General features: G+C 62.5%; 20 protein-coding genes, 3 tRNA genes and 1 pseudogene. 5 read left to right on the top strand and 19 right to left on the bottom strand.

The genetic code is table 11. The features are described from left to right. Nucleotides 1-2: 2 nt before the first annotated feature. The 4 genes from ACEN88_RS05140 to ACEN88_RS05155 all read right to left on the bottom strand — a co-directional run bounded on the left by ACEN88_RS05140 (nt 3) and on the right by ACEN88_RS05155 (nt 1,737). A tRNA-Asn gene (locus ACEN88_RS05140) sits at nt 3-75 on the bottom strand. Nucleotides 76-142: 67 nt separating this feature from the next. Further along, nucleotides 143-218: transfer RNA gene (locus ACEN88_RS05145), tRNA-Asn, on the bottom strand. Between the two features lie 67 nt (nt 219-285). Beyond that, a tRNA-Asn gene (locus tag ACEN88_RS05150) sits at nt 286-361 on the bottom strand. Nucleotides 362-525: 164 nt separating this feature from the next. Beyond that, nucleotides 526-1,737 carry an aromatic amino acid transaminase gene (locus ACEN88_RS05155; protein ID WP_413337710.1) on the bottom strand — a complete coding sequence of 404 codons (1,212 nt, stop codon included), beginning with the start codon at nt 1,735-1,737 and terminating at the stop codon, nt 526-528. 108 nt (nt 1,738-1,845) lie between these two features. On the opposite strand from ACEN88_RS05155, the gene uvrB reads away from it, so the two are divergent. Next, nucleotides 1,846-3,942 (top strand): excinuclease ABC subunit UvrB, encoded by a 2,097-nt coding sequence (gene uvrB / locus ACEN88_RS05160; protein WP_413337711.1) that lies wholly within the window; start codon nt 1,846-1,848, stop codon nt 3,940-3,942. A 78-nt stretch (nt 3,943-4,020) separates the two neighbouring features. Here the strand turns inward: uvrB and ACEN88_RS05165 are convergent, their stop codons facing one another. Then, nucleotides 4,021-4,443, bottom strand: coding sequence for a hemerythrin domain-containing protein (locus ACEN88_RS05165; protein ID WP_413337712.1), 423 nt, complete (start codon nt 4,441-4,443; stop codon nt 4,021-4,023). A gap of 135 nt (nt 4,444-4,578) precedes the next feature. On the opposite strand from ACEN88_RS05165, the pseudogene ACEN88_RS05170 reads away from it, so the two are divergent. Next, nucleotides 4,579-4,871, top strand: a pseudogene (locus tag ACEN88_RS05170) (helicase-related protein); the annotation flags it as partial. Between the two features lie 15 nt (nt 4,872-4,886). On the opposite strand, the gene ACEN88_RS05175 reads toward ACEN88_RS05170, so the two are convergent. Beyond that, nucleotides 4,887-5,648: a methyltransferase domain-containing protein gene (locus tag ACEN88_RS05175; protein WP_413337713.1), complete on the bottom strand. Its 762-nt coding sequence runs from the start codon at nt 5,646-5,648 to the stop codon at nt 4,887-4,889. 296 nt (nt 5,649-5,944) lie between these two features. Between ACEN88_RS05175 and ACEN88_RS05180 the strand changes: the two genes are divergently transcribed. Together ACEN88_RS05180 and ACEN88_RS05185 are read left to right on the top strand one after the other, a co-directional pair. Beyond that, nucleotides 5,945-7,012: a choice-of-anchor Q domain-containing protein gene (locus ACEN88_RS05180; protein ID WP_413337714.1), complete on the top strand. Its 1,068-nt coding sequence runs from the start codon at nt 5,945-5,947 to the stop codon at nt 7,010-7,012. A 306-nt stretch (nt 7,013-7,318) separates the two neighbouring features. Then, nucleotides 7,319-8,749: a tyrosinase family protein gene (locus ACEN88_RS05185; RefSeq protein WP_413337715.1), complete on the top strand. Its 1,431-nt coding sequence runs from the start codon at nt 7,319-7,321 to the stop codon at nt 8,747-8,749. 43 nt (nt 8,750-8,792) lie between these two features. Here ACEN88_RS05185 and ACEN88_RS05190 read toward each other — a convergent pair whose 3' ends face one another. The 10 genes from ACEN88_RS05190 to ACEN88_RS05235 form a co-directional block, all read right to left on the bottom strand. Continuing rightward, nucleotides 8,793-9,962, bottom strand: a complete 1,170-nt coding sequence (locus ACEN88_RS05190; protein WP_413337716.1) for an N-acetyl sugar amidotransferase — start codon at nt 9,960-9,962, stop codon at nt 8,793-8,795. Beyond that, on the bottom strand, nt 9,959-10,717 hold the full coding sequence (locus ACEN88_RS05195; RefSeq protein ID WP_413337717.1) for an AglZ/HisF2 family acetamidino modification protein: 759 nt from the start codon (nt 10,715-10,717) through the stop codon (nt 9,959-9,961). Before ACEN88_RS05195 ends, ACEN88_RS05190 begins: the two co-directional genes overlap by 4 nt. Further along, nucleotides 10,717-11,328: an imidazole glycerol phosphate synthase subunit HisH gene (hisH, locus tag ACEN88_RS05200; protein ID WP_413337718.1), complete on the bottom strand. Its 612-nt coding sequence runs from the start codon at nt 11,326-11,328 to the stop codon at nt 10,717-10,719. Before hisH ends, ACEN88_RS05195 begins: the two co-directional genes overlap by 1 nt. Beyond that, nucleotides 11,312-12,496: a glycosyltransferase gene (locus ACEN88_RS05205; protein ID WP_413337719.1), complete on the bottom strand. Its 1,185-nt coding sequence runs from the start codon at nt 12,494-12,496 to the stop codon at nt 11,312-11,314. The genes hisH and ACEN88_RS05205 overlap by 17 nt, the downstream gene beginning before the upstream one ends. 18 nt (nt 12,497-12,514) lie before the next feature. Continuing rightward, on the bottom strand, nt 12,515-13,723 hold the full coding sequence (locus ACEN88_RS05210; RefSeq protein ID WP_413337720.1) for an O-antigen ligase family protein: 1,209 nt from the start codon (nt 13,721-13,723) through the stop codon (nt 12,515-12,517). Nucleotides 13,724-13,734: 11 nt separating this feature from the next. After that, nucleotides 13,735-15,093: a polysaccharide deacetylase family protein gene (locus ACEN88_RS05215; protein ID WP_413337721.1), complete on the bottom strand. Its 1,359-nt coding sequence runs from the start codon at nt 15,091-15,093 to the stop codon at nt 13,735-13,737. Next, complete coding sequence (locus tag ACEN88_RS05220) at nt 15,093-16,103, bottom strand: GNAT family N-acetyltransferase (protein ID WP_413337722.1); 1,011 nt, start codon at nt 16,101-16,103, stop codon at nt 15,093-15,095. Before ACEN88_RS05220 ends, ACEN88_RS05215 begins: the two co-directional genes overlap by 1 nt. Then, nucleotides 16,100-17,164, bottom strand: coding sequence for a GNAT family N-acetyltransferase (locus ACEN88_RS05225; protein ID WP_413337723.1), 1,065 nt, complete (start codon nt 17,162-17,164; stop codon nt 16,100-16,102). Before ACEN88_RS05225 ends, ACEN88_RS05220 begins: the two co-directional genes overlap by 4 nt. Nucleotides 17,165-17,209: 45 nt before the next feature. Then, nucleotides 17,210-18,511, bottom strand: coding sequence for a lipopolysaccharide biosynthesis protein (locus tag ACEN88_RS05230; protein ID WP_413337724.1), 1,302 nt, complete (start codon nt 18,509-18,511; stop codon nt 17,210-17,212). 181 nt (nt 18,512-18,692) lie between these two features. Further along, nucleotides 18,693-19,589: a LysR family transcriptional regulator gene (locus ACEN88_RS05235; protein ID WP_413337725.1), complete on the bottom strand. Its 897-nt coding sequence runs from the start codon at nt 19,587-19,589 to the stop codon at nt 18,693-18,695. A 97-nt stretch (nt 19,590-19,686) separates the two neighbouring features. On the opposite strand from ACEN88_RS05235, the gene ACEN88_RS05240 reads away from it, so the two are divergent. Then, on the top strand, nt 19,687-20,790 hold the full coding sequence (locus ACEN88_RS05240) for an aldo/keto reductase (protein WP_413337726.1): 1,104 nt from the start codon (nt 19,687-19,689) through the stop codon (nt 20,788-20,790). Between the two features lie 11 nt (nt 20,791-20,801). On the opposite strand, the gene ACEN88_RS05245 is transcribed toward ACEN88_RS05240, so the two are convergent. The 3 genes from ACEN88_RS05245 to ACEN88_RS05255 form a co-directional block, all read right to left on the bottom strand. Then, nucleotides 20,802-21,338 carry a PEP-CTERM sorting domain-containing protein gene (locus tag ACEN88_RS05245; RefSeq protein WP_413337727.1) on the bottom strand — a complete coding sequence of 179 codons (537 nt, stop codon included), beginning with the start codon at nt 21,336-21,338 and terminating at the stop codon, nt 20,802-20,804. A 19-nt stretch (nt 21,339-21,357) separates the two neighbouring features. Next, nucleotides 21,358-23,247, bottom strand: a complete 1,890-nt coding sequence (locus ACEN88_RS05250; protein WP_413337728.1) for a protease pro-enzyme activation domain-containing protein — start codon at nt 23,245-23,247, stop codon at nt 21,358-21,360. Nucleotides 23,248-23,445: 198 nt separating this feature from the next. Continuing rightward, a partial coding sequence (locus tag ACEN88_RS05255) for a response regulator (protein ID WP_413337729.1) occupies nt 23,446-24,277 on the bottom strand: 832 nt, incomplete at its 5' end.

Here is a 24,277-nt window from a genome sequence, read left to right on the forward strand (position 1 = left end):
GGCTCCCCGACCTGGACTCGAACCAGGGACCTGCGGATTAACAGTCCGTCGCTCTACCGACTGAGCTATCAGGGAATAGGTGTTCGTATTATAGCCGCTCACCAACGGCTTGCAAAGTTGGCAGGCCAACCGTGCGAAATTCTGGCTCCCCGACCTGGACTCGAACCAGGGACCTGCGGATTAACAGTCCGTCGCTCTACCGACTGAGCTATCAGGGAATAGGTGTTCGTATTATAGCCGCTCACCAACGGCTTGCAAAGTTGGCAGGCCAACCGTGCGAAAATCTGGCTCCCCGACCTGGACTCGAACCAGGGACCTGCGGATTAACAGTCCGTCGCTCTACCGACTGAGCTATCAGGGAGTAGTGGGGGCTTGAATAGCCTGCTGCGCGTTGCATTTCCGGTCTGCGATGCTCGCCGTACCGTAAGTACGGCTGCGCTTCTCGACCGGAACTGCTGCCGCTCGCGACGGCTCTTCAATGCCCCTGATCCGCTAACAATAATTGCTTAACGGAAGGCCGCGATTTTAGAGAACTTTTGCGATGGCGTCAACGACGCGATCGATGTTCTTCGAGTTCAGCGCGGCCACGCAGATGCGGCCGGTGTCCACGGCATAGATCGATTCGGCGCGCAGCTTCTCGACCTGCTCCTTCGTCAGGCCCGAGTACGAGAACATGCCGACCTGCTTGCGCACGAACTGGAAGTCCGAGCCCGGTGCCTTTTCGGCCAGCTTCTTGACCAGCTCGTCGCGCATCTGCTTGATGCGGACGCGCATGCCGGCCAGCTCGTCTTCCCAAAGCTGGCGCAGTTCCGGCGTGGACAGGACGGTCGCGACGACCTTGCCGCCGTGCGTCGGCGGGTTCGAGTAGTTGGTGCGGACGATGCGCTTCAGCTGCGACAGCAGGCGGGCAGCCTCTTCCGCGGTCGATGCGACGACGGACAGCGCGCCCACGCGCTCGCCGTACAGCGAGAACGACTTCGAGAACGAGTTCGACACGAGCAGCGGGCCGGGGGTAGCGGTGAAGCGGCGGACGACAGCGCCGTCTTCCGCGATGCCGTCGCCGAAGCCCTGGTAGGCCATGTCGAGGAACGGGATCAGGTTGTTGGCACGCACGACCTCGATCACCTGGCCCCACTGGTCGGCGTTCAGCTCGGCGCCGGTCGGGTTGTGGCAGCAGGCGTGCAGGACGACGATGGCGCCTTCCGGCATCGCTTTCAGCGCAGCCAGCATGCCTTCGAAGTTGACGCCGTGCGTGGCTGCGTCGTAGTAGGCGTAGTTGTTGACGGTGAAGCCGGCGCTTTCGAACAGGGCGCGGTGGTTTTCCCAGCTCGGGTCGCTGATGTAGACTTGCGAATCCGGCGAGAAGCGCTTCAGGAAGTCGGCGCCGATCTTCAGTGCGCCGGTGCCGCCCAGGGCTTGCACCGTGACTGCACGTTTCTCTTGAATTACGGCGCTGTCGGCACCAAATACGAGTTCTTGCACAGCCTTGTCGTACGCACCCAGGCCTTCGATCGGCAGGTAGGTACGCGGCGTCGGTTGTTCCATCAACTTCGCTTCCGCTTTCTGCACGCATTCCAGCAGCGGCACTTTCCCGTTGTCATCGTAGTAGACGCCCACGCCCAGATTGATCTTGGCGGGGTTGGTGTCTGCATTGAAGGCCTCGGTGATGCCGAGGATCGGATCGCGGGGAGCCATGGCGATGGCGCTGAAGATGCTGGCAGTAGCTGGGGAATTCATCGTGATAAACTTGGTTTGTCGGCTGGGTTTCGCAGCGGTTGTATAGACAGCGACCTCGAGAGTTGCTCGGTCGCAGGCGGATTCTCATTCTAGCAAAGGTCTGATCCAATGGCAGATTTATCGGTTGCAAATTCACCAGCACCTACCGTCATCACGTTCCCGGATTCCCCGTTCAAGCTGCACCAGCCCTTCCCGCCCGCGGGCGACCAGCCCACGGCGATCGATGGCCTGGTGGAAGGCATCGAGGACGGCCTGATGTACCAGACGCTGCTCGGCGTGACCGGTTCCGGCAAGACTTATACGATGGCCAACGTGATCGCTAGAGCCGGCCGTCCGGCGATCGTGTTCGCCCCGAACAAGACCCTCGCGGCCCAGCTGTACGCGGAGTTCCGCGAGTTCTTCCCGCAGAATGCCGTCGAGTATTTTGTCTCGTATTACGACTATTACCAGCCGGAAGCGTACGTGCCGCAGCGCGACCTGTTCATCGAAAAGGACTCGTCGATCAACGAGCACATCGAACAGATGCGTTTGTCGTGCACGAAGTCGCTGATGGAGCGGCGCGACGTCGTCATCGTGGCGACCGTCTCGGCCATCTACGGTATCGGTAATCCGAACGAGTATCACAAGATGATTCTCACGTTGCGCACGGGCGACAAGGTCGCGCAGCGCGACGTCATCGCGCGCCTGATCCAGATGCAGTACACGCGCAACGAAATGGACTTCGCGCGCGGCACGTTCCGCGTGCGCGGCGACACCATCGACATCTTCCCGGCCGAACACGCCGAGCTCGCGATCCGCGTCGAGATGTTCGACGACGAAATCGAATCGCTGCAACTGTTCGATCCGCTGACGGGTAAAGTGCGCCAGAAGATCCCGCGCTTCACGGTGTACCCGGGCTCGCACTACGTCACCGGCCGCGCCACCGTGCTGAAGGCCGTCGATTCCATCAAGGCCGAGCTGCGCGACCGCCTCGAGGAATTCCGCCAGCAGGGCAAGCTGCTGGAAGAACAACGCCTCGAACAGCGCACGCGCTTCGACCTCGAGATGCTGGCCGAAGTCGGTTTTACCAAAGGCATCGAGAACTACTCGCGCCACCTGTCCGGCTCGATGCCGGGCGAACCGCCGCCGACGCTGATCGACTATCTGCCGAAAGACGCGCTCATGTTCATGGACGAGTCGCACGTGATGATCGGCCAGCTGAACGCCATGTACAACGGCGACCGGTCGCGCAAGGTGAACCTCGTCGACTACGGATTCCGCCTGCCCTCCGCGCTCGACAACCGGCCTTTGAAATTCTCGGAATTCGAGAACAAGATGCGCCAGTGTATCTTCGTCTCCGCGACGCCGGCCGACTACGAAAAGCAAAAAGCCGACAACGTCGTCGAGCAGGTCGTGCGCCCGACGGGCCTCGTCGACCCGCAGGTCATCGTGAAACCCGCGCGTTCGCAGGTGGACGACCTGATGGGCGAGATCACGGACCGCATCAAGAAGGACGAGCGCGTGCTCGTCACCACGCTGACCAAGCGCATGGCCGAGCAGCTGACGGAATACCTGTCCGACCACGGCATCAAGGTGCGCTACCTGCACAGCGACATCGACACGGTGGAGCGGGTGGAAATCCTGCGCGACCTGCGCCTGGGCACGTTCGACGTCGTCGTCGGCATCAACCTGCTGCGCGAGGGTCTCGACTTGCCGGAGGTGTCGCTCGTGGCCGTGCTGGACGCCGACAAGGAAGGTTTCCTGCGTTCGGAACGCTCGCTGATCCAGACCATCGGCCGCGCGGCGCGTAACCTGAACGGCGTGGCGATCCTGTACGCGGACCAGATCACGGATTCGATGAAGCGCGCGATCGACGAGACGGAACGCCGCCGTGCCAAGCAGATCGCGTTCAACGAAGCGAACGGCATCACCCCGAAGGGCGTGCAGAAGAAGATCAAGGAAATGATCGACGGCGTCTACAGCGCGGCCGCGCAGAAGGCGATGCTGAACGACAACGGCTTGTCGGAAGAAGCGGCCAAGGTCGAGGGCATGAGCGAGAAGCAGATTTCGAAAGAGATCAAGCGCCTCGAAAAACTCATGGTCGACCACGCGAAGAACCTCGAGTTCGAAAAGGCGGCGCAGGTACGCGACCAGTTGCACGTGCTCAAGCAGCAGGCATTCGGGGCGCCGGGGGCGGACAACGTCGTGTCTATCCTCGGCAAGTAAGGGCTTGCGCCCGGTATCCAGCGAAACGGCTCTGCGGAGCCGTTTTTTCATGCCTGGGACCGCCGCAATCACTGTGGCTCAGATGGCCCCTGCGGCCGCGTCGATCGCCGGATAGAACTCGGTGTCCTCGCGCCGCATGCGATCGAACAGGACGCGCAGAACGCGGTTCGCGTCGGCGCGGAAACCTTCGGGATCGGCCTTCAACCGTGCCGGCAGGTTCCAGCGCGACGCGAACGCGAAATACTCGCCGGCGATGCCGTTCATCTCGCGCTGGTAGGACTCGCCCAGCCGTGCGAGCTTGCGGTCGGCGCTCTCGGCGACGGCGGGATACAGCACCGTGTCCTCGATAGCGAGATGCAGTTTGATCACGCCGCTGATCTTGACGATGCCCGTGGCAATGTCGTCGGCGTTGCCCGCGATGCCGGCCTGCACGGCCTCGCGCAAACGCGCGATGCCATCGAGGATAGCTACATGCTGGTGCTTGAACTTGTCGATATTCATCATGGAACTCCTGAAACCAGAACCGGATTAATGCCGCTAGGAAATATCTATACAGGTGAAGTGTAGCCCGATCGTTTTAAATATGCAAATTAAATGCATATTTATAGCAAAGCGGGGCCACTCAACCGTTTGCTGCTCAAGGTGCGCTACCTGCACAGCGACATCGACACGGTGGAGCGGGTGGAAATCCTGCGCGACCTGCGCCTCGGCACGTTCGACGTCGTCATCGGGATCAACCTGCTGCGCGAGGGTCTCGACTTGCCGGAGGTGTCGCTCGTGGCCGTGCTGCATCGAAAGAGACCAGGCGCCTCGAAAAACTCATGGTCGGCCACGCGAAGAACCTCGGGTACGAAAAGGCGGCGCAGGTACGCGACCAGTTGCACGTTCTCAAGCAGCAGGCGTTCGGCGCGCCGGGGGCCGACAACGTCGAGGCCGCTTTTGCTTTACAGGTATTGGTGCAGCGAGCTCTGGGAATCCTGGTTCCTGAAGAGCGTGACAAAACCGGCTTTTGCGAGGCACAACCGGTGCTTGTCGTTGGCGTAGGCGATGATCGACTGGCTCCGCCTGAACTTGTCCATATTGTTTTTCAGGAATTCGAGCAGAATCGCCTCGCCAAATGGGTTGAACAGGTAGACCAGATTATTTCCGGCCGGAAGTGAGAAACTGGCTGCGTCAGCGTTGACGAAGCAGATATTGTCGGCACCAAATTTCTTGACGTTACGGTCCGCTGCCTGCACCAGCGGCTCCGAAAACTCGACGCCGACGAGCCGTCGAAACCGGTAGTTGGCGGCAGCATAAAAGCACGCCTTTCCCTTGCCCGAGCCGAGATCGATGAACTGGTCGAATACGATGCCGGTCTTCATTGCCTCATTGAGCAATGCCCGAATCGCCACGCAGGTAACGGCCTGGTAGGCCCGTGAGTGCGCGCGCGCCGACGAATAACTGGTTTCGAGTTCGTGCCCATCGATAAAACCGCTGCAGTCGAGGCCATGCCATTTTTCGAACAGCTGGTCCTCCATCCAGTTTACTCCACCCGCTGCCTTGTTCGAAAGCGAACGCAGCTTATGGGCGAGCGGCCGTCTCAGCCAAGTGGCGATTCTGCCTTGCAATTGAATGCGAGTCGATTCAGTGTGGTGAGCCATGTACATTCCGAAAAATGATCCGAAGCTGGGAACCTCACCTATTTTCCCGACCTTCGCCAGCACGGCCTTTATCGATTGTCAATCAGCGCCATGCTCGCCGGTTCAAAAGGACGCCGCTGTTGTCGAACACGGCGTCAGGGCCATCCAAGTTTTTGATCAGACCACACATATATCGCACGAGAAACTTCTGTAGAAAAACTATTACTCAGGGAAATTTATTTCGCGAAACGTTGAACTTTGGCAGTTTCCCCTCGTCAAAGTTACTCCTTCGTTTATTGATGAGTGGCTTTCCCTTGAAAACTTTTTCGTTCGCAAACAACGCTTTGACCGCCCCCCTGCTGACTGGTTTTGCAGTCGCAATGATGACTTGTACCGTCGCCTCGGCCGCCGACCTCTATGTGTCGACCGCAGGCAGGGACACGAACACCGGCACGTCGAGCAGCGCCCCGCTGCGCACCATCCAGCGCGCCGCCAACCTGGCACGACCCGGCTATACGGTCCACGTGGCGCCCGGCACCTACACGGAGACCATCACCTCGACCGTGAACGGCACTTCGTCCGCGCGCATCCGCTTCGTTTCGGACACGAAGTACGGCGCGATCCTGCGTCCGGCCGGCAGCGCCTATACGATGTGGACCGCCCGGGGCGGCTATACGGATATCGACGGCTTCCAGTTCAATGGCGCCGGCAGCACCACCGCGCGTGTCGGCATCTATCTGAATGGCGGCAATTCGTCGGTCAAGAACAGCTGGATCCACGACGTTGCGATGGCCTCCGGCTGCGACAACCGCGGGGGCGGCGGCATCGTCGCCGACCAGGGCCGCGGTAAGGCCTACAGCAACTATGACATCATCGGCAACAGGGTGAACAATGTCGGCGGTGGCTGCGGCTGGATCCAGGGCATCTACCACTCGTCGTCGGGCAAGATCATCAACAACGTGGTCAACGGGACGAGCCAGGGCATCAACATGGGCCATGACGACCACAACATCCTGGTCATGAATAACACCCTGTTCGCCAACCTCGGCTATGGCGTGTATTTCGGCGGCTGCAAGGAAGCGTACAACAACGGCTGCCCGACCCGCGGCATCCAGATCCACAACAACATCATCTATGCGAACGGCGGCGGCATCCAGGGTCCGATCGCGTCCGAAGACGTCGGCAACAGCGTCGCCAACAACCTGGTGTATGCGAACCGCACGAACTTCGACCTGGCCAGCCCGAGCAGCGCCACCAGGACCGGCATCATCGGCACCGATCCGCAGTTCGTCAGCTACCTCTCCAACGGTGGCGGCAACTATCGCCTGAAGACCACCTCGCCGGCCATCAACAGGGGCCAGACCTCTTACGCGCCCCATACCGACTTCGACGGCAAGGCCCGTGGCTATTACATCGACATGGGCGCCTACGAGACGAACGCCAAATAAACCTGTCGGGACCGCTCTATTGTCACACCCTACGAAGCCCAGGCTCGTAGGGTGTTTTCATATGGCTTTCGTGAATTGCGAAAAAACGTCAGTGTAATCGGAATTCGAAGTGCACAGGCACGCAATTCATCAAGTCATATCACGCTTCTGGAACACATGAAGCCAATCAAAAAATCCGCAAATAGTGAGAATAACGTAAAGATTGCATTTCAGTAGAAATGATATGCAATTGGCGGAAATATATTGCCAATAATTTTGCAAAGGGCGAGGCAATTCGAGATATGTAGGTATTTCAAGGAGCTCATGATGAGGCATGATCTGATGGGCAGAAGAAATTTTATGCAGCGATCCGTGATGTTGCTCGGCGCATCGGCAATGCTCCCAAAAGCATTTGGCCAGACGACATTAATGATTCGCCCGGAATGGCAGGCGTTCAAGACGACGCCGCATTATGATGCATTCCTGCGAGCGGTGAAGCTTATGAAAAGCAACACGACGGCCACCGATCCCAAGAGCTGGTCTTTCTGGACGAACATTCACCTGAACCGCTGCCCGCATTCCATTCCGTACTTCTTCGCATGGCACCGTGGCTACATCTATTATTTCGAGCGCCAGATACGCGCAGTTTCGGGCGACTCTCAACTTGTTCTCCCGTATTGGGATTACTATACGAACCCAACATTGCCAGCCGAATTCACGAATCCGAACGGGGGCAATCCACTCTACGTTTCCCGTGTCAACAATAATGTACGGCAAGCCCTGAGCATGGCGCCGTTTTCTTCAAGCCTCATTAACTTTCCGACGAATAGCGCCAACGCATTCGAGCCCAGTTTCGAATCGGCACCTCACAACCTGGTCCACAACATCATTGGCGGCGTGATGTCCGATATGCTGTCGCCGACGGACCCGATTTTCTGGCTGCACCATGCCAATGTCGACCGCCTCTGGGTGGCCTGGGTGAGTGCCGGCAACGGACGGAAGATGCCGGCCCTCGGCAGCGCTTACTGGTCCGGGTCGCATATCTACACGAGTTCGTTGACGATGCCGCGGTCGTCCACCTACGGCACCCGGACGACTTTGGGATACCGCTACCAGAACGAGAGCTTCCCGACCAGGCTACCGTCGGCCCGATCCGCGCTCTCGTCCCCCGATCTCGTGCAGGCGACGCCGAACGAAACGGTGGGAACGCAGCCGCCGCTCGGTTCATTCAGGATATCGCCGTCACGGCAGACGAGCGATCAGACGTTCGCGATCGGCGGCGCGCTCGATGTCAGCCTTGATGACAGGTCGATCAGTGTGCAGTTGCCGGTAGACTCGGAACACATGCGGGCCTTGGCGCAAATCGGGACCGGGGCCGCCACCTCCCTGCGCGCCAGCCCGCAACGCTATCGTTCCGTCCAGGTTGTTCTCGATAACGTCGTGATCACCGACGCTGGAAAACTGGGCGGCTACTACTATCGGGTCATCCTGAACCTCTCGCCGGACGCTTCCAGCAAATCGCAGTCCATTGCCATCGGTACCCTCGGCGCCTTCGAAATCAGCGGCGCCGCGCACCACGGGAATCCTGTCCGGTTGCGTTACCGGATCAGACGCGCCGTATTTGCCGGAGCGGCGTCCAGGATCGGCCTGCTCTCCGTCTCGTTTGTACGGGTCGACGGTGAACAGGGTCCGACAGGCCAAGTCATCGGCCTCGGCGAAGTTCGGCTGGAAACCTCAACCGACGACAACGACGCCTAGTCGGGGCGCCGATTGCAAGCATCGTGGCAAGCGCCGTCCCTGCCTAACGCGGGTAAAGGTGGCGCTTGCGCAGCGCGTTGACCGCATTACGCAGGAACTGCACCACGCCGTACAGGTTGCGATAGTCCCTGAATGACTTGACCGGCGCACCCATGATTTCCGCAAACTGCTCTGTCGATAGGCGCAGCTTCTTCGCCACATAGGCCAGGTCTTGCTGCTGCAGCTCTTCCGGGTAGGGCGGCCGCTGCATTTCCGCGAGCGCCTGCGCCCGGCTGATCTGTCCGGCATTGATCAGGTCCGACAGGTGGCCATACCGTTTGTCGACGCCGAATTTGCGCGGCAGGATATAGCCCTGGTAGAAGCGCGTGTAGATCGATTCGTGGTGCTTGCCCCCGTAGCCCTTCCAGCCAAGCTGGCTGCTCAGCAAAGCCATGGCCTCGTCCTTGTCGTAATCGACGTAGTTGAGGATGGACACGATGCGCGTGCCGCGCAGGATGTTGGCGTAAAACAGGTAGAACAGACTGAAGCGCGGGTAGGTCTTCAGCTTTACGCTGCCGAAGCGGCGATGGATGTCCTTGATGAAGCGCCAGTCGGAATGCCCGTACGACCATTCCGGCACGCTGATCGATTCGGTGGCGAAATTCATCCCCGATATGATGTACTTGATGCCCCGCGATGCCGCCTGTTTCCACAGCAAGGCGCCGATCGCATGGTCGGTCGGGATCTCCCCATCCGGCGTCGACGCCTTGAGGAAGGCGAGCTGCAGGTCGCGGAACTCTTCCCAGTCGACGACATGGGTATGCAGGTCGATGCCGAGATTGCGCAGCACCAGCTCGATGTTCCTGGTCGCCAGTTCGGAATTCCAGCCATTGTCGAAGTGTACCGCCAGCGGGCGCAGCCCGTGCTGCTTGACCAGCCAGGCCACGTAGGTACTGTCCACGCCGCCGCTGACGCCAACGATACAGTCGTACTCGCGTCCGCGGCCGGCTGCCTTGATGCGCTCGACCAGCGCCTGCAACGCTTCGCGCCCCTGCTCGCCCTGCAGCCGGCGCGCGCTCACCAGCCGGTCGTAGCGCTGACAGTGACTGCACAGGCCCATTTCATCGAAGCTGATACTGCGGTCCGCCGCCGTGTTCATGATGCAGCGGGTGCAAACCCGGTAGGCCTGGTCCGGCACGGCCGAATAGTTGTAGTGTTCCGTAATCGACGTCATTTGAATACCTTGTCCAGTTCTTCGTACTCGGGATACGTAATCAACACGGCGTTGTGCTTGCCGTGAAAAACGAACATGCTGCCGGCCGCCAGTGCGGACGCACCGGCTTCGGTGGCTTCGCGGAAGTGCCGCACCTCTCCCGCGCCGCCGGCGACCACCACCGGGATCGACACCGCCTCGCTCACCTGCCGTACCAGCTCGAGATCGTAGCCTTCCCGCATGCCGTCGCGGTCGATCGCGTTGAGGAGGATTTCGCCGGCGCCGAGCTGTTCCATGGCGCGCGCATATGCGGCCGGTTCGCGCTTCAGGTTGCGCGTGCCGCCGGCCACGCAGACCGTATAAGCGCCCAGCCAGCTGCGGCGTACGTCCATCGACACCACGACCCCGGAGCTGCCTGCCAGCGCGGCAGCTTCCGACACCAGGCGCGGCTGGTCGGCCGCCGCGGTGTTGAGCACGACTTTCTCGACGCCGAGCGCGTACAGCCGTTTCACCTGCCCGATGCTGGTAATGCCGCCGCCGTACGAAAACGGCATGAAGGCCTCGCTGGCTATGTCGGCCAGCAAATCGAAGTCGGGCGCGGTGCGCGCGCCGGCGCTGCCGATGTCGAGGAACACCACCTCGTCGACTTCCTTCTCGTTGAAGATCCGCACGGCATTGATCGGGTCGCCGACGTAGCGGGCGTTCTTGAATTTGACCGTCTTGACGAGGCCGCCGTTACGCATCAGCAGGCAGGGAATCACACGTGGGTGCAACATCACAGCTCCGCGAAGTTGTGCAGCAGCGCCATGCCGAAGCGATGGCTCTTCTCAGGATGAAATTGCACTCCGTACACATTGTCGTGCTGGAGCACCGCGACGAACTCGCCGCCGTAGTCGGCGGTGGCCAGCACGTCGCCGGGATCGGCGCAGACCAGGTGGTACGAGTGGCAGAAGTAAAATCGTGAGCGGGTCGCCAGCTCGCACAGCAGCGGGCCGTCGCGGCGCGGCGCCAACAGGTTCCAGCCCATGTGCGGGACCTTGTTCCTGCTGTCCGGCGCAAACCGGAAGCGGCGCGCTTCGGCATCGATCAGGTCCAGGCCCTCCATGCCGCCCTCTTCGCTGCGCCGGCCCAGCATTTGCATGCCGAGGCACACGCCCAGCAGGGGGACTTTGTCCTGGAGTACCCGCTTGCGCAGTGCATCGGCCAGCCCGCGCTCCCGCAGGGCGCCGATGCCATTGTCGAAGGCTCCCACGCCGGGCAGGACGAGCTTCCCGGCCCGCTCGAGCGCCGCGGCGGTCGACACCAGCTCCGCCTCGGCGCCAACCTTGCGCAGCATGTTGAGCATCGACCCGAGATTGCAGACGCCGTAGTCAATGACAGAGATCATGCCGCACCTCGCCCTGGTGGCCCTGGCCGTACCTGCGCGAACGCATGCCCAGCGCATGCAGATAGACGATCTCGAGCTTCGCCTCTTGCCCTTCCCAGCAATATTCGTCCGCGGTTCGCACCAGCGCATCCTGCAGGTCGCGCTGGTCGCGCGTGAGCAGGCGCAGCACGCCGTCGCGGATCGCCGCCGCCGAGGCGTCGCTCGTCACTTCGCCGATCCCGTGCCTGCGCACGAACTCGCTCTGCTCGCGGGTCGGCGAGACCAGCACCGGCTTGCGCGCCATCACGTACTCGAACAGCTTGTTCGGCATGCAGTACTCGTAGCTGAGCGACGTGGCCTCGATGACCGACAGCCCGAAATCGGCCGCCGCGGTGTAATCGAGCAGGCGCTCCGGCGCAACCGCCGGGTGGTAATGGATGTCCCCATGGCGCGCCGCCTCTCCGGCAATCCAGTCCGCCAGCGGGCCGTACCCCATCACGACCAGCGCCGCGCGTCCGGCCAGGCCGGCAAACGCTTCGACCAGGTTGCGGATCCCGCGGCCCTCGCCGATGAAGCCCTGGTAGAGAAAGATCGGCGTGCCGGCGTCGATCGAATACGCCTTGCGGAAATAATCGGCCGGGTTCACGCTGCGGCGCGGCGGGCAGTTGTAAAGCACCGTAACGTTGCGCAAAGCGTACTTGCGCACATACCATTGTTCGATCGCTTGCCCGACGAAGATGCAATGATCGGCGTGCCGGATCAGGGCGCGTTCGGCCCACCGGGTAAGGCACTTGCGCAGACCGCCAAGGCCATTGGTCTCCGTCTCCAGTTCGTGGGCGTCATACACCAGCCTGGCGCCGGTGGCGCGCTTCAGCAGGACGCCGAGCGGCAGCGTGGCGATACTGTGGCAGTTGATGCACCCGAGTTTATCGTCGCGATAGCGCAGGTAGACCGCGCGGGTCCAGTCACCGGTGCGCCTCAGCTTGCCAAGCAGGCGGTCGCCGCTGCGCTGTCCGACGCGCACGATCCGGATATTGTCCTGTAGATCCTCGAGCGCCGGCAGGCCCTCCCGTCCCACGCCGACCAGGTCGATGCGGTCGAACAGCGCCAACCGGGACAGCGTACAGGCCTCGCGCAGGATCCGGCTCTCGTTCAGGAACGGCGACGGATACAGGTGAATGTTGATCAAGGTCTCTCCCCTTCTACGTTATCGGCGGCTTCCCGGCGGCCGCCTGGTGTTTCGATAGTTCGCGTAAGCACCCATCGCGGCGCCGGTGAACATGTCGTCGAACGTCTTGGCGGTCACCAGCAGGAGCAACGAGATGCAGATCAGTGACCATGCCAGCAGGAACTGGCCTGACCTGGGCCGTGCCAGCCAACCGCGGGAACACAGCCCGACCGCGGTGCGTCCCAGCATGAACAGCATGTAGACAAAGCCGAACAAGCCGAGATCGACCCAGGCCGACAGGATGTTGTGCGAATACCCGCCAGGCGGATAACTGGCGTATGCGCCCAGTACCGGGTTATCCGCGATCGTGCGCAGCGCGTGTTCGGTGAGCTCGTGCCTGGCGCTCGCTGACGACGACTGGGAGAGGTTGAATAATTCCCACACCCGGCTTTCAGGAAAATGCGTCGCCAGGAACCTGGGATCGATGCTGGCCAGGCCGGACACGAGCAGCACCAGGTACAGAAAGGGTAGCCAGTGCTTCGCGCGATACAGTTCGATGATCGGAAACAGGGTCAGCGCCGCCACCAGCTCGCTGCGCGCACCGTTCAGGAACAGGGCCGCGGCAGCGATGGCATACAGGACCAGCCGGGCCGCCAGCACGCGAGTGAAACAGATGACCGTCACGAAGGTGAGGACGTAGGAGCGGGCGAGCTCCTGGTAGGTCGCCACACTGTCCGGACTCGCCGGATCGCCGAACTGCCCGGGCTGGAAACTGCCGTCCCGCGACAAGAAGAATACGGTCGCCGACATCAGCAGGAGCGCGGCCAGCGTCGTCGCGATCGTCTTGCGCTCTGAAAAGTCGCTGTGTTTGAAGATCAGGTAGATGTTGATGAAATAGAGAATCGACAACAGGTGCGTCTTCACGATCGTGGGATTGGCGCCAAAGGCCGCGTTGATCGCCACGACCACCAAAAAATAGAACAGGAAAAAGCCGAACTGCAGATCCGTCGGCGCGATACGGTAGCCGGACGCCCTGATTGCCAGGTAATACATATAGGCGAGCGGCGGAAACAGCCCGATGGAGACGACCGAAAAATACCCGCCCACGAAGGCCCCCATCACCCCCATGCCGATCAGCGTCTGGTAGAAAAAAAAGCCAGGGAACAGCAGCAGGAACGCGAGCCGCGCCGGCCCCGCCTTGCCGGGCGTGCTGGCGATGCTGGCCGAAGGAGCACAGGTGGCGGACATGCTCGGCTCGCCTATTGGATGAGGTCGCAATACATCGCCCGGTCGTCTTCGCCAGCGAACGACGAGTTATGCCAGAGCAGCGTGAAGTCGCCATCGACACGGGCGCACCTCTGTTTGTAGCGCCGCATCGCGGCCAGTGCGTGGTCGCCATGGCCCAGTCCCATGTTGGGGTCGTCGATCACCGCGTTTTCCATGACGACCAGCGGCCGTTGCTTCACAGTGAGCGGCCGGCGCCCGACCAGGTCGTACATCGTGTATTCGCGACAGGTTCCCGTGCGAAACCCGGCGACCGTCGGGTAAGACAGGGTGCTGTCGTAAGTCAGCCCGTTCGCTGCCCACAACTGCGGCGTGGTCCGCACGTCCCAGCGCAGGTAGTGCTGGCGCCCGCCCAGTTCGTCCTGGCGGATGCCTTCCTCGTCGATGGCGCGCCGCAGGGCCGCGGCCGAGCGCGCAAACGTGTCCGGATGCCGGTAGGTGCGATAGCCGGGGTGAATGCCGACCAGGTGGCCGCGCGCGTGCACGGCGCGCAGCAGCGCGCGCATGCGCCCATCGTCGATGCCCGGCGCATGGTCCATGGCGCCGTCGGTCCGCTCGGGAATGAAGTTGAACGTGACCTGGTTGCCGGCCTTCTCGTTCACATCCATCATCCACGACAACGCCTGCCAGTAAGGGTCCCGTGCCTGGTTCCCGCGCCTGACGGCCCAGTAGTTGCCGGCGGTTGCGCATAACGCACTCAGCGACCGCTCCCGTACCGCGCGCCCAACCAGCCGCTTGCCGAGACGCCCGATCGATGCGCACGCCGGATCGAACGGCAGGTCGACGTCGCAGCTGATCAGCTTGCGCGCGACGCGTCGCTTCCTGACGAGCGTAGGCCACAGCCGGTGGATGGCCGCCCACAGGATCTCGACGTACTCGTCCACGATCGGGCGGTCGAGGAAGCCCTGGCGCACGGCGAGCGACTGGCTGGCGGGGAAACGCGCATGCCCGTCGCGCGCGGGACTCACCGATTCCTCGTAGCGCGCGAGCATGAAGAATGCCGATCCGAAGACATCGAGCGCCAGCGCGGCATTGCCGCCGGCGTCGATCGTGAACCCGGGAGCGCCGAACAGCACCGGAACGCTGGCCTCGCACAGGCGCGCATCGAGACCGCTGCGGGCGACGATCCAGCGCTGCGGCGTTGCCTCCGGGCTCGCCGCCCCGGCAAAGAAGACGTCCGGCAGACTTAGCGTCCTGCCGGCCGCGCTGATGCGTACCGTGTCCCCGTGGTCGAACGCGAGTTCGACATCGAGCCCCAGGAATTCTCCGAGCAGGACGTCGCAGATCCAGCTGCGCTCAGGACGCTGGCTTTCCGGCAGTGAGATACGCAGCATCAGTGTTTCCCCGTGAGTGACAACAGGCCTTGGCGCAGGGTCAGCAGCCGCGACGGGGTTTTGCTGATGTGAAAATACGGGACATGGTTGCCGCCGAAGCCGCGCAGGTAGCCTTCGAAAGGCTCGATCATCGAGCCGGAGAAGTTGTATGCGCGCGTCACGCCGGCGGCGTGGAGGAGCGACTCCCATACGCAAAGACTGTTGGCCTGGCTTTCGCGGTAGGCGGGGTCGGTGCCCGAGATCAGGCCGTAGGCGCTGTGCTCGTCCCAGACGATGTAGCAGGCCGCATGCGGGGCGCCGTCGGGATCGATCGCGCAGAACACCCTGCTGCAACCGCGCTCCCGGCAGGCGGCGTCGATGCGCCGGACGAAGTCGTCGGGATACGGTGGAAGCAGGCCCTGGCGCGCAAACGTCTTGCGGTTCAGGTCGAGAAGCAGGTCGAGCGGGACATCGCTGCGGACCTGCAGTTGGTGTTGCTTCTGGGCCTTGGTGATGGCGCGGCGGGTCTTGCCTTCGAACCCGGCCCACAATTTGTCCATGTCCGTCAACTCGGGCAAAACGAAGGTGTAGTACGTGGTTTGCCGGAAGCCGTTCCAGAAGAAAGGCTGCCAGTTCCGGACGCCGGGATGCCAGGTCTGCGCGAAGTGATCGAAACGGGGCAGCTGATCGATCAGCGCCTGCATGACTTCCTTGTCGTTGCTCAGCTGCGCCGCCTGCCTGCCCCCGGTCGGCCGCAGCCAGGGGCCGAGCATGGGCGTCAGCGCGGGCTGCGTGACGATGTTCATGCCGTAGCGGCTGCGGATCGCATACGGCATCGCCGCGAGTACTTCGCTGCCTTTCTTGACGAGCGCGACATCCCAGCCGTTCCGACCCACTGCCGCGTCCAGCCACCAGTCGCGCGAAAACAGGGGCAGCGAAGATTCCTGGGCGCAGAACCGGCGGTACGTGTCCTTCGGCGAGGCAATGTCGCTCGTGGCCTGTGCAGGCGCCTTGGGCGGGATGGTCGTCATCGGGCTGGCTTTCGGTGAATGAGGCGTTCCTGGCGTCCGCCGGCGAGCGCCGCGATCAGGCCGCGGCGCAGGCGCAGCAGGCGCGAGGGGGTTTTGGTGATGGTGAATACCGGCGTCTGCTCCGTCCCGAAGCTGCGGACATAGGGTTCGATCGACGGGTTCATATTCCCGAGAAAATCGTATTTCGGGGCAACCGTGGCGCTGAACTTGATGGCTTCCCATTGGCAGACACTGGGCGCCTGGGTGTGGTGCATGTCGGGGTCGGAACCCTTTAACAACGCGTACGCACAATTGTCGTCCCAGACCGTATAGGTCGCGGAGCAATGCCGGCCAGCCTCGTCGACAACGATGTGGAGCTTGCGGCGCTTGTGTTCGACGCACGCGGCGTCCAGGCGGCGCAGGCAATCGTCGGTGAACGCCTGCGCGACGCCGCGGCTTTCGATCGTCATCCGGTGCAGGGCCAGGAACGCGTCGAGCGGCAGGTCGTCGCGCACCCGCAAATTGTGCCGCTCGACGGCTGTCCTGCAATGTTTGCGGCGGGTGGGGTCGAACCTGCTCCAGACGCCATCGAGGTCGTCCAGCCCGGGAACGACGTAGGTGTATTCAGTCGACTGGCTGAAGCCGTTCCAGTAAAACGGCAGCCAGTTCGACAAATCCTTGTTCCAGGCCTGGCTGAAATGGTCGAACCAGGGCAACTGCTCGATCAGCGACTGCATGATTTTTTGCTGGTTGCTCAGTCGGGTAATGGGGCTGCCCTGGTCGCCCCGTATCCACGGCCCGAGTACCGGTGTCAAAGGCGGTTGCTGGATCACCTTCATGCCATAGCGCCGGGTCATGCAGAACGGCATGGCACCGACGATCCGCCCATTCACCTTCGCGAGCGCGACGTCCCAGCCGTCCGGCCCCGCCACCGCGTCGAGCCACCAGGCATGCGAAAAAATCGGGATCGACGGCTCGGCTGCGCACAGGTTTCGATACTCGGCTTTGTTCAGCAGCGCAGCGGACCGGTGTTGCGTATTCTCGCCTTCTGTCCCGTTCAACTCTTGAATGACTGCATCCATTGCCTTGCCTCCGTCATCAAACAACGATTGAAACTGCGGAGCCGATCAGGGCATTCGGCTGCCGGACTCCCGCCAGTCGCCATCGCAGGCAAATTTATATGAAGCAAAAAGGTTCGCGAGATCAAATACGCTGTAGATAATCACGAAGCCAACGATGTATATTTTCGCGTCCAGGTGAATGACATAATGTGTTGCCGCCACGACCATCAGGCATAGCAACATACCTACCTGCCACACAAATTCGAATCGATTCTTCTGCGCGATTATCGCAACCAGGCTCAAAGGGTTACTGATGAAACGCAGGTAAAACATCGGGCACATTAGCCGGGCATATTCGCCCGCAACACGCCACTTTTCACCGAATACCAGCGCAAACAAAGAAGGGGCAAAAAACAACAGGAGTACAAAAGGAGGTGTCGCAACCGTCAAAAGTTTTTTGAGTGTCGAAATGAATATTTCTCTGCAACGTTGCCCTGCCAGAAAAGCCTCGCTGATTTCCTGCCTGAAAACATCCCCGATCGAGCCCGATACCAGTGACAGCGGCATCCCGACCGCCCGCTCGGCCAGCATGAAATATCCGGACGCCGCCAGACCGAACGCGGCATTGATGAATATCGTGGGCAGCTGGACCGATACCGCACCCAGCGTATGGGCCGGGACAAGGTATTGCGGACAGCTTCGGTAACGCTTCGCCAGCGCCAGCATCTTGCGTTTGTTAATGCCGCGCCAGAACCGTGGAGAATGGCGCCGCACCATGCTCGCCATCATGCCCGCCGCCAGGGCCTGGCCGGACACGCTTCCGATCACCAGTCCGCCGGCGCCGGCGTGGAGCAGCCCGAGGCCGAGCTGCACGGCCGACGTCCCGCCGCTATGAAGCACTTGCCGATGCGCAATCAAAAAATACAGTTTGTGGCGATTGCTCCAGTATTTTAGAGTCGAGTAAATACCATTCAGAAAAACTGCCAAGGGAACGATATACAGCCACACCGACATCGATTCGTTTTCCAAGGCTGTCGATATCGGCTTGTGCAATAGGCAGGCGACTACAAACAGGCTGGCGCCGACAATCAGGCTGATCGTGATCGACAATGCCGCAATATTGGTGGCGTCGACATCCTTACGCGGCAGCATGATCGCGAATTCATAACGGCCCGTGGCCAGCGCGGACAAGCTTGATACGACCGAGACAAAGAGTGCGAGCACGCCGAATTGCTCCGGCGGATAAAGGTGCGCCAGGATCGGTGTGACCGCAAGTGGAATAAGCTGCGCGAGCCCCGTTCCCGTCACCAGGGTGGCAACATTGCGGTTGAATTCGCCCTGGAAAAACACTCTGACGCTATTTAACATGGACGTGTTCGCTTGAATTACCAAACGGCACTGAAACAGGCGTTGCATTACGCAGTAACAACTAAATGTTACATGACCCGGAATGATACGAAATGAGATACTCCTATGCGGACCGAATTAGGCTTTTGACACCACGCAAGCCGTCGGGCCGCCGCTCCATGGAATGAGCTGGGCAAATAAACTAGAGCAATTGGTCCGCGCAGTAGTCGATAAATGCTCGCAACTTCGCGGGCATTTGTTTTCGTGTCGGGTAATACAAATGAAACCCCGTGAACGTCGGCCAGCACGCCGGCAGCACGGGTACGAGCCGGCCCGCCGCGATGTCGGCTTCCACTTGCCGGACGAACACGTAGGCGATGCCGATGCCGTCGAGTGCCGAGCTGGCCATCGAGATGCTGCTCGTCACGATCAACGGCCCGTTCACTTCCACCTCGATCATTTGCTCGTCGCGCATCACCTCCCACCGGTAGATCGCATTGCTCTTGCGGAAGCGGAACCGGATGCAGTCGTGCTGCTGCAATTCCTCGATGGAGGCCGGCAGGCCGCGCCGTGCCACATAGTCCGGCGAGGCGACCATGCAGATCTTCTCCTGCCGCGTCAGCGGCACGGTCACCATGTCGACCTGGACCGACTCGCCCAGGCGCACGCCCGCGTCGAATCCGCCGGCCACGATGTCGACGAAGCCGTCGTCCAGGTCGAGCTCGACCTTGATACCGGGGTGACGCGCGAGGAAGCCCGGCAGCAGCGGGCGCAGCCAGGCGACGTAGACGATGTGCGACATGTTCAGTCGCAAGGTGCCGCTGGCGCCGCGGCGGTAGTCGTCCAGCTCGGCGGCAGCCTGCGTGAGCTCGGCGACGGCCGGGCCCACGCGCGCGAGAAATTGCTCGCCCGCTTCCGTCAGGCTCACGCTGCGCGTCGTCCGGTTCAATAACCGCACGCCCAGCCGTTCCTCGAGTTGCCGCACCGTCTGGCTGACGGCCGACGGGGTCACTTCCAGCAGCGCGGCCGCGGCCGTGAAATTGCCCTGCTTTGCCACGGTGGCGAACGCCACCAGGCCATCCAGTTGCGTTAGTTTCATTATGAAGCAGCACTTAATAAGGACTGAAGATTATCCCAGTTTTTCTCCCTTATCGAGCCCGCTATTCTTCTGTTCATCCACCAACGAGGAGAACGAAATGAATCAGCCGGTCTACTACACTCTTGGCCGTACGGGCCTGCGCGTCAGCCGTTTGTCGCTGGGCGCGATGACGTTTGGAACGGAATGGGGCTGGGGCGCCGACAAGTCGGCGGCCGAGACGGTCTTCAATCTCTATCGCGACCGCGGCGGCAATTTCATCGACACGGCCGACGTGTACACGAACGGCACGAGCGAAACGTGGCTGGGCGAATTCATCAAGGCCAGCGGTTCGCGTGACGAACTCGTGCTGGCGAGCAAATACACGTTCAACCTGGCGGCCGCGAATCCGAATGGCGGCGGCAACGGCCGCAAGAACCTGCTGCGCGCGGTCGAAGGCTCGCTCAAGCGCCTGCAGACGGATTACCTCGACGTGTTTTACGTACACGCCTGGGACCAGCTGACGCCGGTGGAAGAAGTGATGCGCACGCTCGACGATCTCGTCCGTGCCGGCAAGATTCGCCACATCGGCCTGTCGGACGTGCCCGCCTGGTATGCGGCGCGCGCCCAGACGCTGGCGGAATGGCGCGGCCATGAACCGGTCTCGGCACTGCAACTGCAGTATTCGCTCGTCGAGCGCAACATCGAACACGAATACACGCGCCTGGCCACCGAGCTCGGCATGGGCATCACCGTATGGAGCCCGCTGGCGAGCGGCCTGCTGGCCGGACGCTACCGCCGCGATGCGCTCGCCGATGGACGCCTCGCCGCCATGCAAGGCAATGGGAACCCGGCCTTCCAGCACCTCACGGAACGCAACTTCCAGATCCTCGACACGCTGGAGCAAGTGGCCAATGAAATCGGCCGGCCGCCGGCGCAAGTCGCCCTGAACTGGGTGGCGAACCGTCCGGGGGTGGCCAGCGTGATCGTGGGCGCGTCGCGGCCGGAGCAGCTCGACACGAACCTCGGGGCGCTCGACTTCGAACTCCCCTTCGATCTGGCCAGGCGGCTTGACGAGGCCAGCAAGCCCGTGACGCCCTTCCCCTACTATTTCTTCACGAACGCGATGCAAGGGATGATGTACGGCGGGTCCCGGGTCGGCGACAAGCCGCCGGGTTATCGGGCGCCGGTGCTCGTCGAAGGGTCGGGCAGCGGTGTCGAGTGAGGGCCTTCACATCAAGCCGCTTCCTCGACCGCCTTGCGCCGCCGCACCCCCACCATCCCGGCCAGGCCGAGCCCCACCAGCGCCAGGCTCACGGGTTCCGGAATGTCGGACTCCGCACGCCCCGTGAAGCCGGCGCCGTCGACGAGGAACGTGCCGGCCAGGCGCAGGTCATACGTGCCGCTCGTGATCCAGCCCGCACCTTGCGCCAGCTCGCTCGCCAGGCTCAGGCTCAGCGCGTCGATCGGCGTGAAGAGGTCGCCAGCGAAGAAGCCGAGGTCGGTGAAGGCGATCGAGCCGGCAAGGTCCGGGAACACGACGAACGAGAACCATGCGGGTTCGGGCGGCGTGTTGAACAGGAAGTCGAACTCGAACGTCTCGCCGGCCAGGGCGCCGGGTGCCGAGATGCCGAACTCCCAGGTCTGGGTCGTGGTCGGGCCGAACTCGGGCACGACGAAGAACATGTCGCTGTACGTCGGCGTGGCGGAGGCGTTGAAGACGGCGCAGGTCGCGAGGACGAGGCCGAACAGCATGTGCTTGATCGATTTCATTTGGTTATTCCTGAAGGGTTCACAGATTCACGCCGAATGCGCGCGCGAGGTTCGTCACGTCGAGCGAGCCGAGGCCCGTCGCCGGATTGAACGTGTTCGTGCTCTTGTAGTAGAGATTCGTGCCGGCCGTGATCGCGCGGAACGGCGATTTCGCGCCGTAGCCATAGGTCTTGAAGGCGCCGTACAGTTGCGGATGCAGCAGGCCCAGGCGGTCGTTCTTGCCGGCCGCGATCAGGGTGAAGATGCCGTTCAGTTGCGGCGCGACGAAGCTCGTGCCGCCGCTGCCCGAACCCCACTTCCCTTCGAAGTACACGAGGTAGCCGCTGTACGGGTCGGCGTTGAGCGACACGTCCGGCAGGTTGCGGCCCGGGACGGCGGGCGGCAGGTCGATCAGCCATTCGTAGCCCGTGCCCGGATCGCCCAGCACGGACGCCTTGCAGTACAGGCTTTGCGCCGCCGAGGTCGACGCGACGCCGGCCAGGTTGTTCTGGTACGACGGCCGGCCGAAGTCCACGCTCACGCCGCCACCGCCGCCCACCGGAAAGTAATCCGTGTAATACGTGGTCTGGCCGTAGTACTGCGTGATGTAGTTGCGCAGGTAGTCCCACGCCCACGCGCGCTCGGTCGGGATCGTGATGTTGCCGTACTTGTGCACCTGCGTGTGCGGCAGGGTCGTGCCGCCCGCCGCGAGGACGGCCGTGTCGGACGCCGGGTGATCGGTCGTCAGCAGGGTCGTGCAGGCGGGATACGGCAGCACGCTGTTGATGTCGAAGGCGCCGGCGTCGCCCGAGGCGGCGATCACGGGAATGCCCTGCAGCGCGGCCTGGACGAACACGGCGTGGAAGACGGCCAGGTCCTCGGGGCCGTTGAAGACTTCGGCGGCGCCCCAGCTCACGGACAGCGTGTCGACGATGTTCTCGTCGACGGCCGTGGCGAACATGTCCAGGAAACCATTACCCTGGTTCGGCGCCAGGTAGACGCGGATGTTCGCGCCCGGTGCCACGCCGCCCGATTGCTCGATGTCGAGCGTGGACTCGCCGGCGCCGTCGCTGCCCGGACCGTCATCCGGCAGCGGGCCGCCGTCGACCAGCACGTCGGTGATGCGGTTCGGCGCCACGTTCAGCCCCAGCGCATTCCAGTAGCCGTACGCATCGGACTGGCGATAGCCGGCCAGGGTGGCGATGCCGATGGTCTTGCCGGCGCCCGTCACGCCGGCCGAATACAGCGGCGTCACGTTGTATTTGGCGGCCAGGTCCCGTACCGTGTACTCGCCCGGCAAGGATGCGGCCGCGGCGTTCGCGGTCGGGATGCGGCTCGGCACGAGCTTCGACTCGCCGGTCGCCACGCCCGAGGCCGGCTGGCGCACGATATTGCTGTGGAAGAGCGGACGGCCGTTCAGGCCGTGCACGGCCTTGACGATGCCGGACAAATTGGCGGGCACCGCGGTCGCGCCCGCCGGCGCTTCGTACTTGCGGCCCAGCGACTGGTAGGCATGGATCGGACTGCCGAACACGGCGGCCAGTTGCGCATTCGTGCCCTTCGCGGAAATCAGCAGGTTGTTCGCATAGACTTTCGTGACCGTCAGGCCCTGGGACTGCAGGAAGTTCACCACCTGGGCGATGGACGTGGCGTCCTGGCCGTACAGGCTGCCGACCTGCGCCGGCGTCAGGAATTTGCGGTAGTTCGGGCTGGACGGGTCGACGATGGACGCCGCGTGCGCGTCCATCGCGGCGGCGTTTTTCACCGCCAGCGACAGCGTGATCTGGCGCACTTCCGACTGGGGCGCGAGGCCCAGGTCGACGATGCGCGCGTCGCGGTCGAGGTGGAACTGGGTGGAGGTCGTGGCGCCGTACGCCAGCGACGTGGTCAGCACGCCGATGGCTACAGCAATGGCGGAAAGCGTTCTCAAAGCGGACTCCCTGTCGATTGTTGAAGATCCCGCCGGGCACCAGCAGGCTCATCCGCAGTCAAGCAAGGGGTATGCCATTAACTGTAACCAAGAGTTATTTCTTTAATTAATCAAACGCTTGTTTCATTTTTGCCGGATTTTTGTTTCGGAATAATTGCACTGATGTAAATTTTTCCGACACATTGTATTTGTTTGTCGTCAAACCGCCGGCCGCACGACGTCCTCGGTCCGGTAGCGGGCCACGAACGCGGCCAGGTCCTTCGAGTGATAGCCCCGCGCGAGCGCATCGAGGTGGTCGGCAAACGGCGCATAGGACGGGTCGAGCGTCCGCAGGTAGCCGGCCTGTTCGCGGATCTTGCGCATGTTCCCGATCCGCACCAGCTGCCACAGCACCTCGATCTCTTCGGTGGGCGGGACGACGAGCGCGGCCTCTTCCTCCTCCGGCGGCGCGTCCGGCGCAGCCGGGCCGGTGATCCACGCCAGGCCCAGCTGTGTGCCGATGGCGCGCAGCAGGACGTCGTGCTCGACCGGCTTGGGCACGAAGGCGTCGGCGCCCGCTTCCCGGCACCGCGCTTCGTCCTCGGGGCTCGCGCCGGCCGTCACGGCGATGACGGGCACCCGGCTCCACGCCGGCATCTGGCGGATCCGCCGCGTCGTCTCGTTGCCGTCGATGACAGGCATCATGACGTCCATCACGATCAGGTCGGGTTTGAAGCTGTCGAGCAGGGCGAGGCATTCGAGGCCGTTCTCGGCCGCGGCCACGACGAAGCCCACGGCCTGCAGCAGGTCGACGAGCATCGCGCGGTTCTGCGGGACGTCGTCGACGATCAGCAAGCGCTTGCGCTCGCCTTCATAGCCGATGATCGTGCGCTGCGACCGCGCACTGGCCGGGCTGCCGGTGGCGACCGGCGCGGCGAGTTCGAACCAGAACGTGCTGCCCTTGTCCGGTTCGCTGGCGACGCCGATGGTGCCGCCCATCAGGCGCACCAGTTGCTGGCTGATGGCCAGGCCCAGGCCCGTGCCGCCGGCG

It is taken from the genome of Massilia sp. CT11-108, from assembly GCF_047302915.1.
Lineage (GTDB): Bacteria > Pseudomonadota > Gammaproteobacteria > Burkholderiales > Burkholderiaceae_D > Telluria > Telluria orientalis.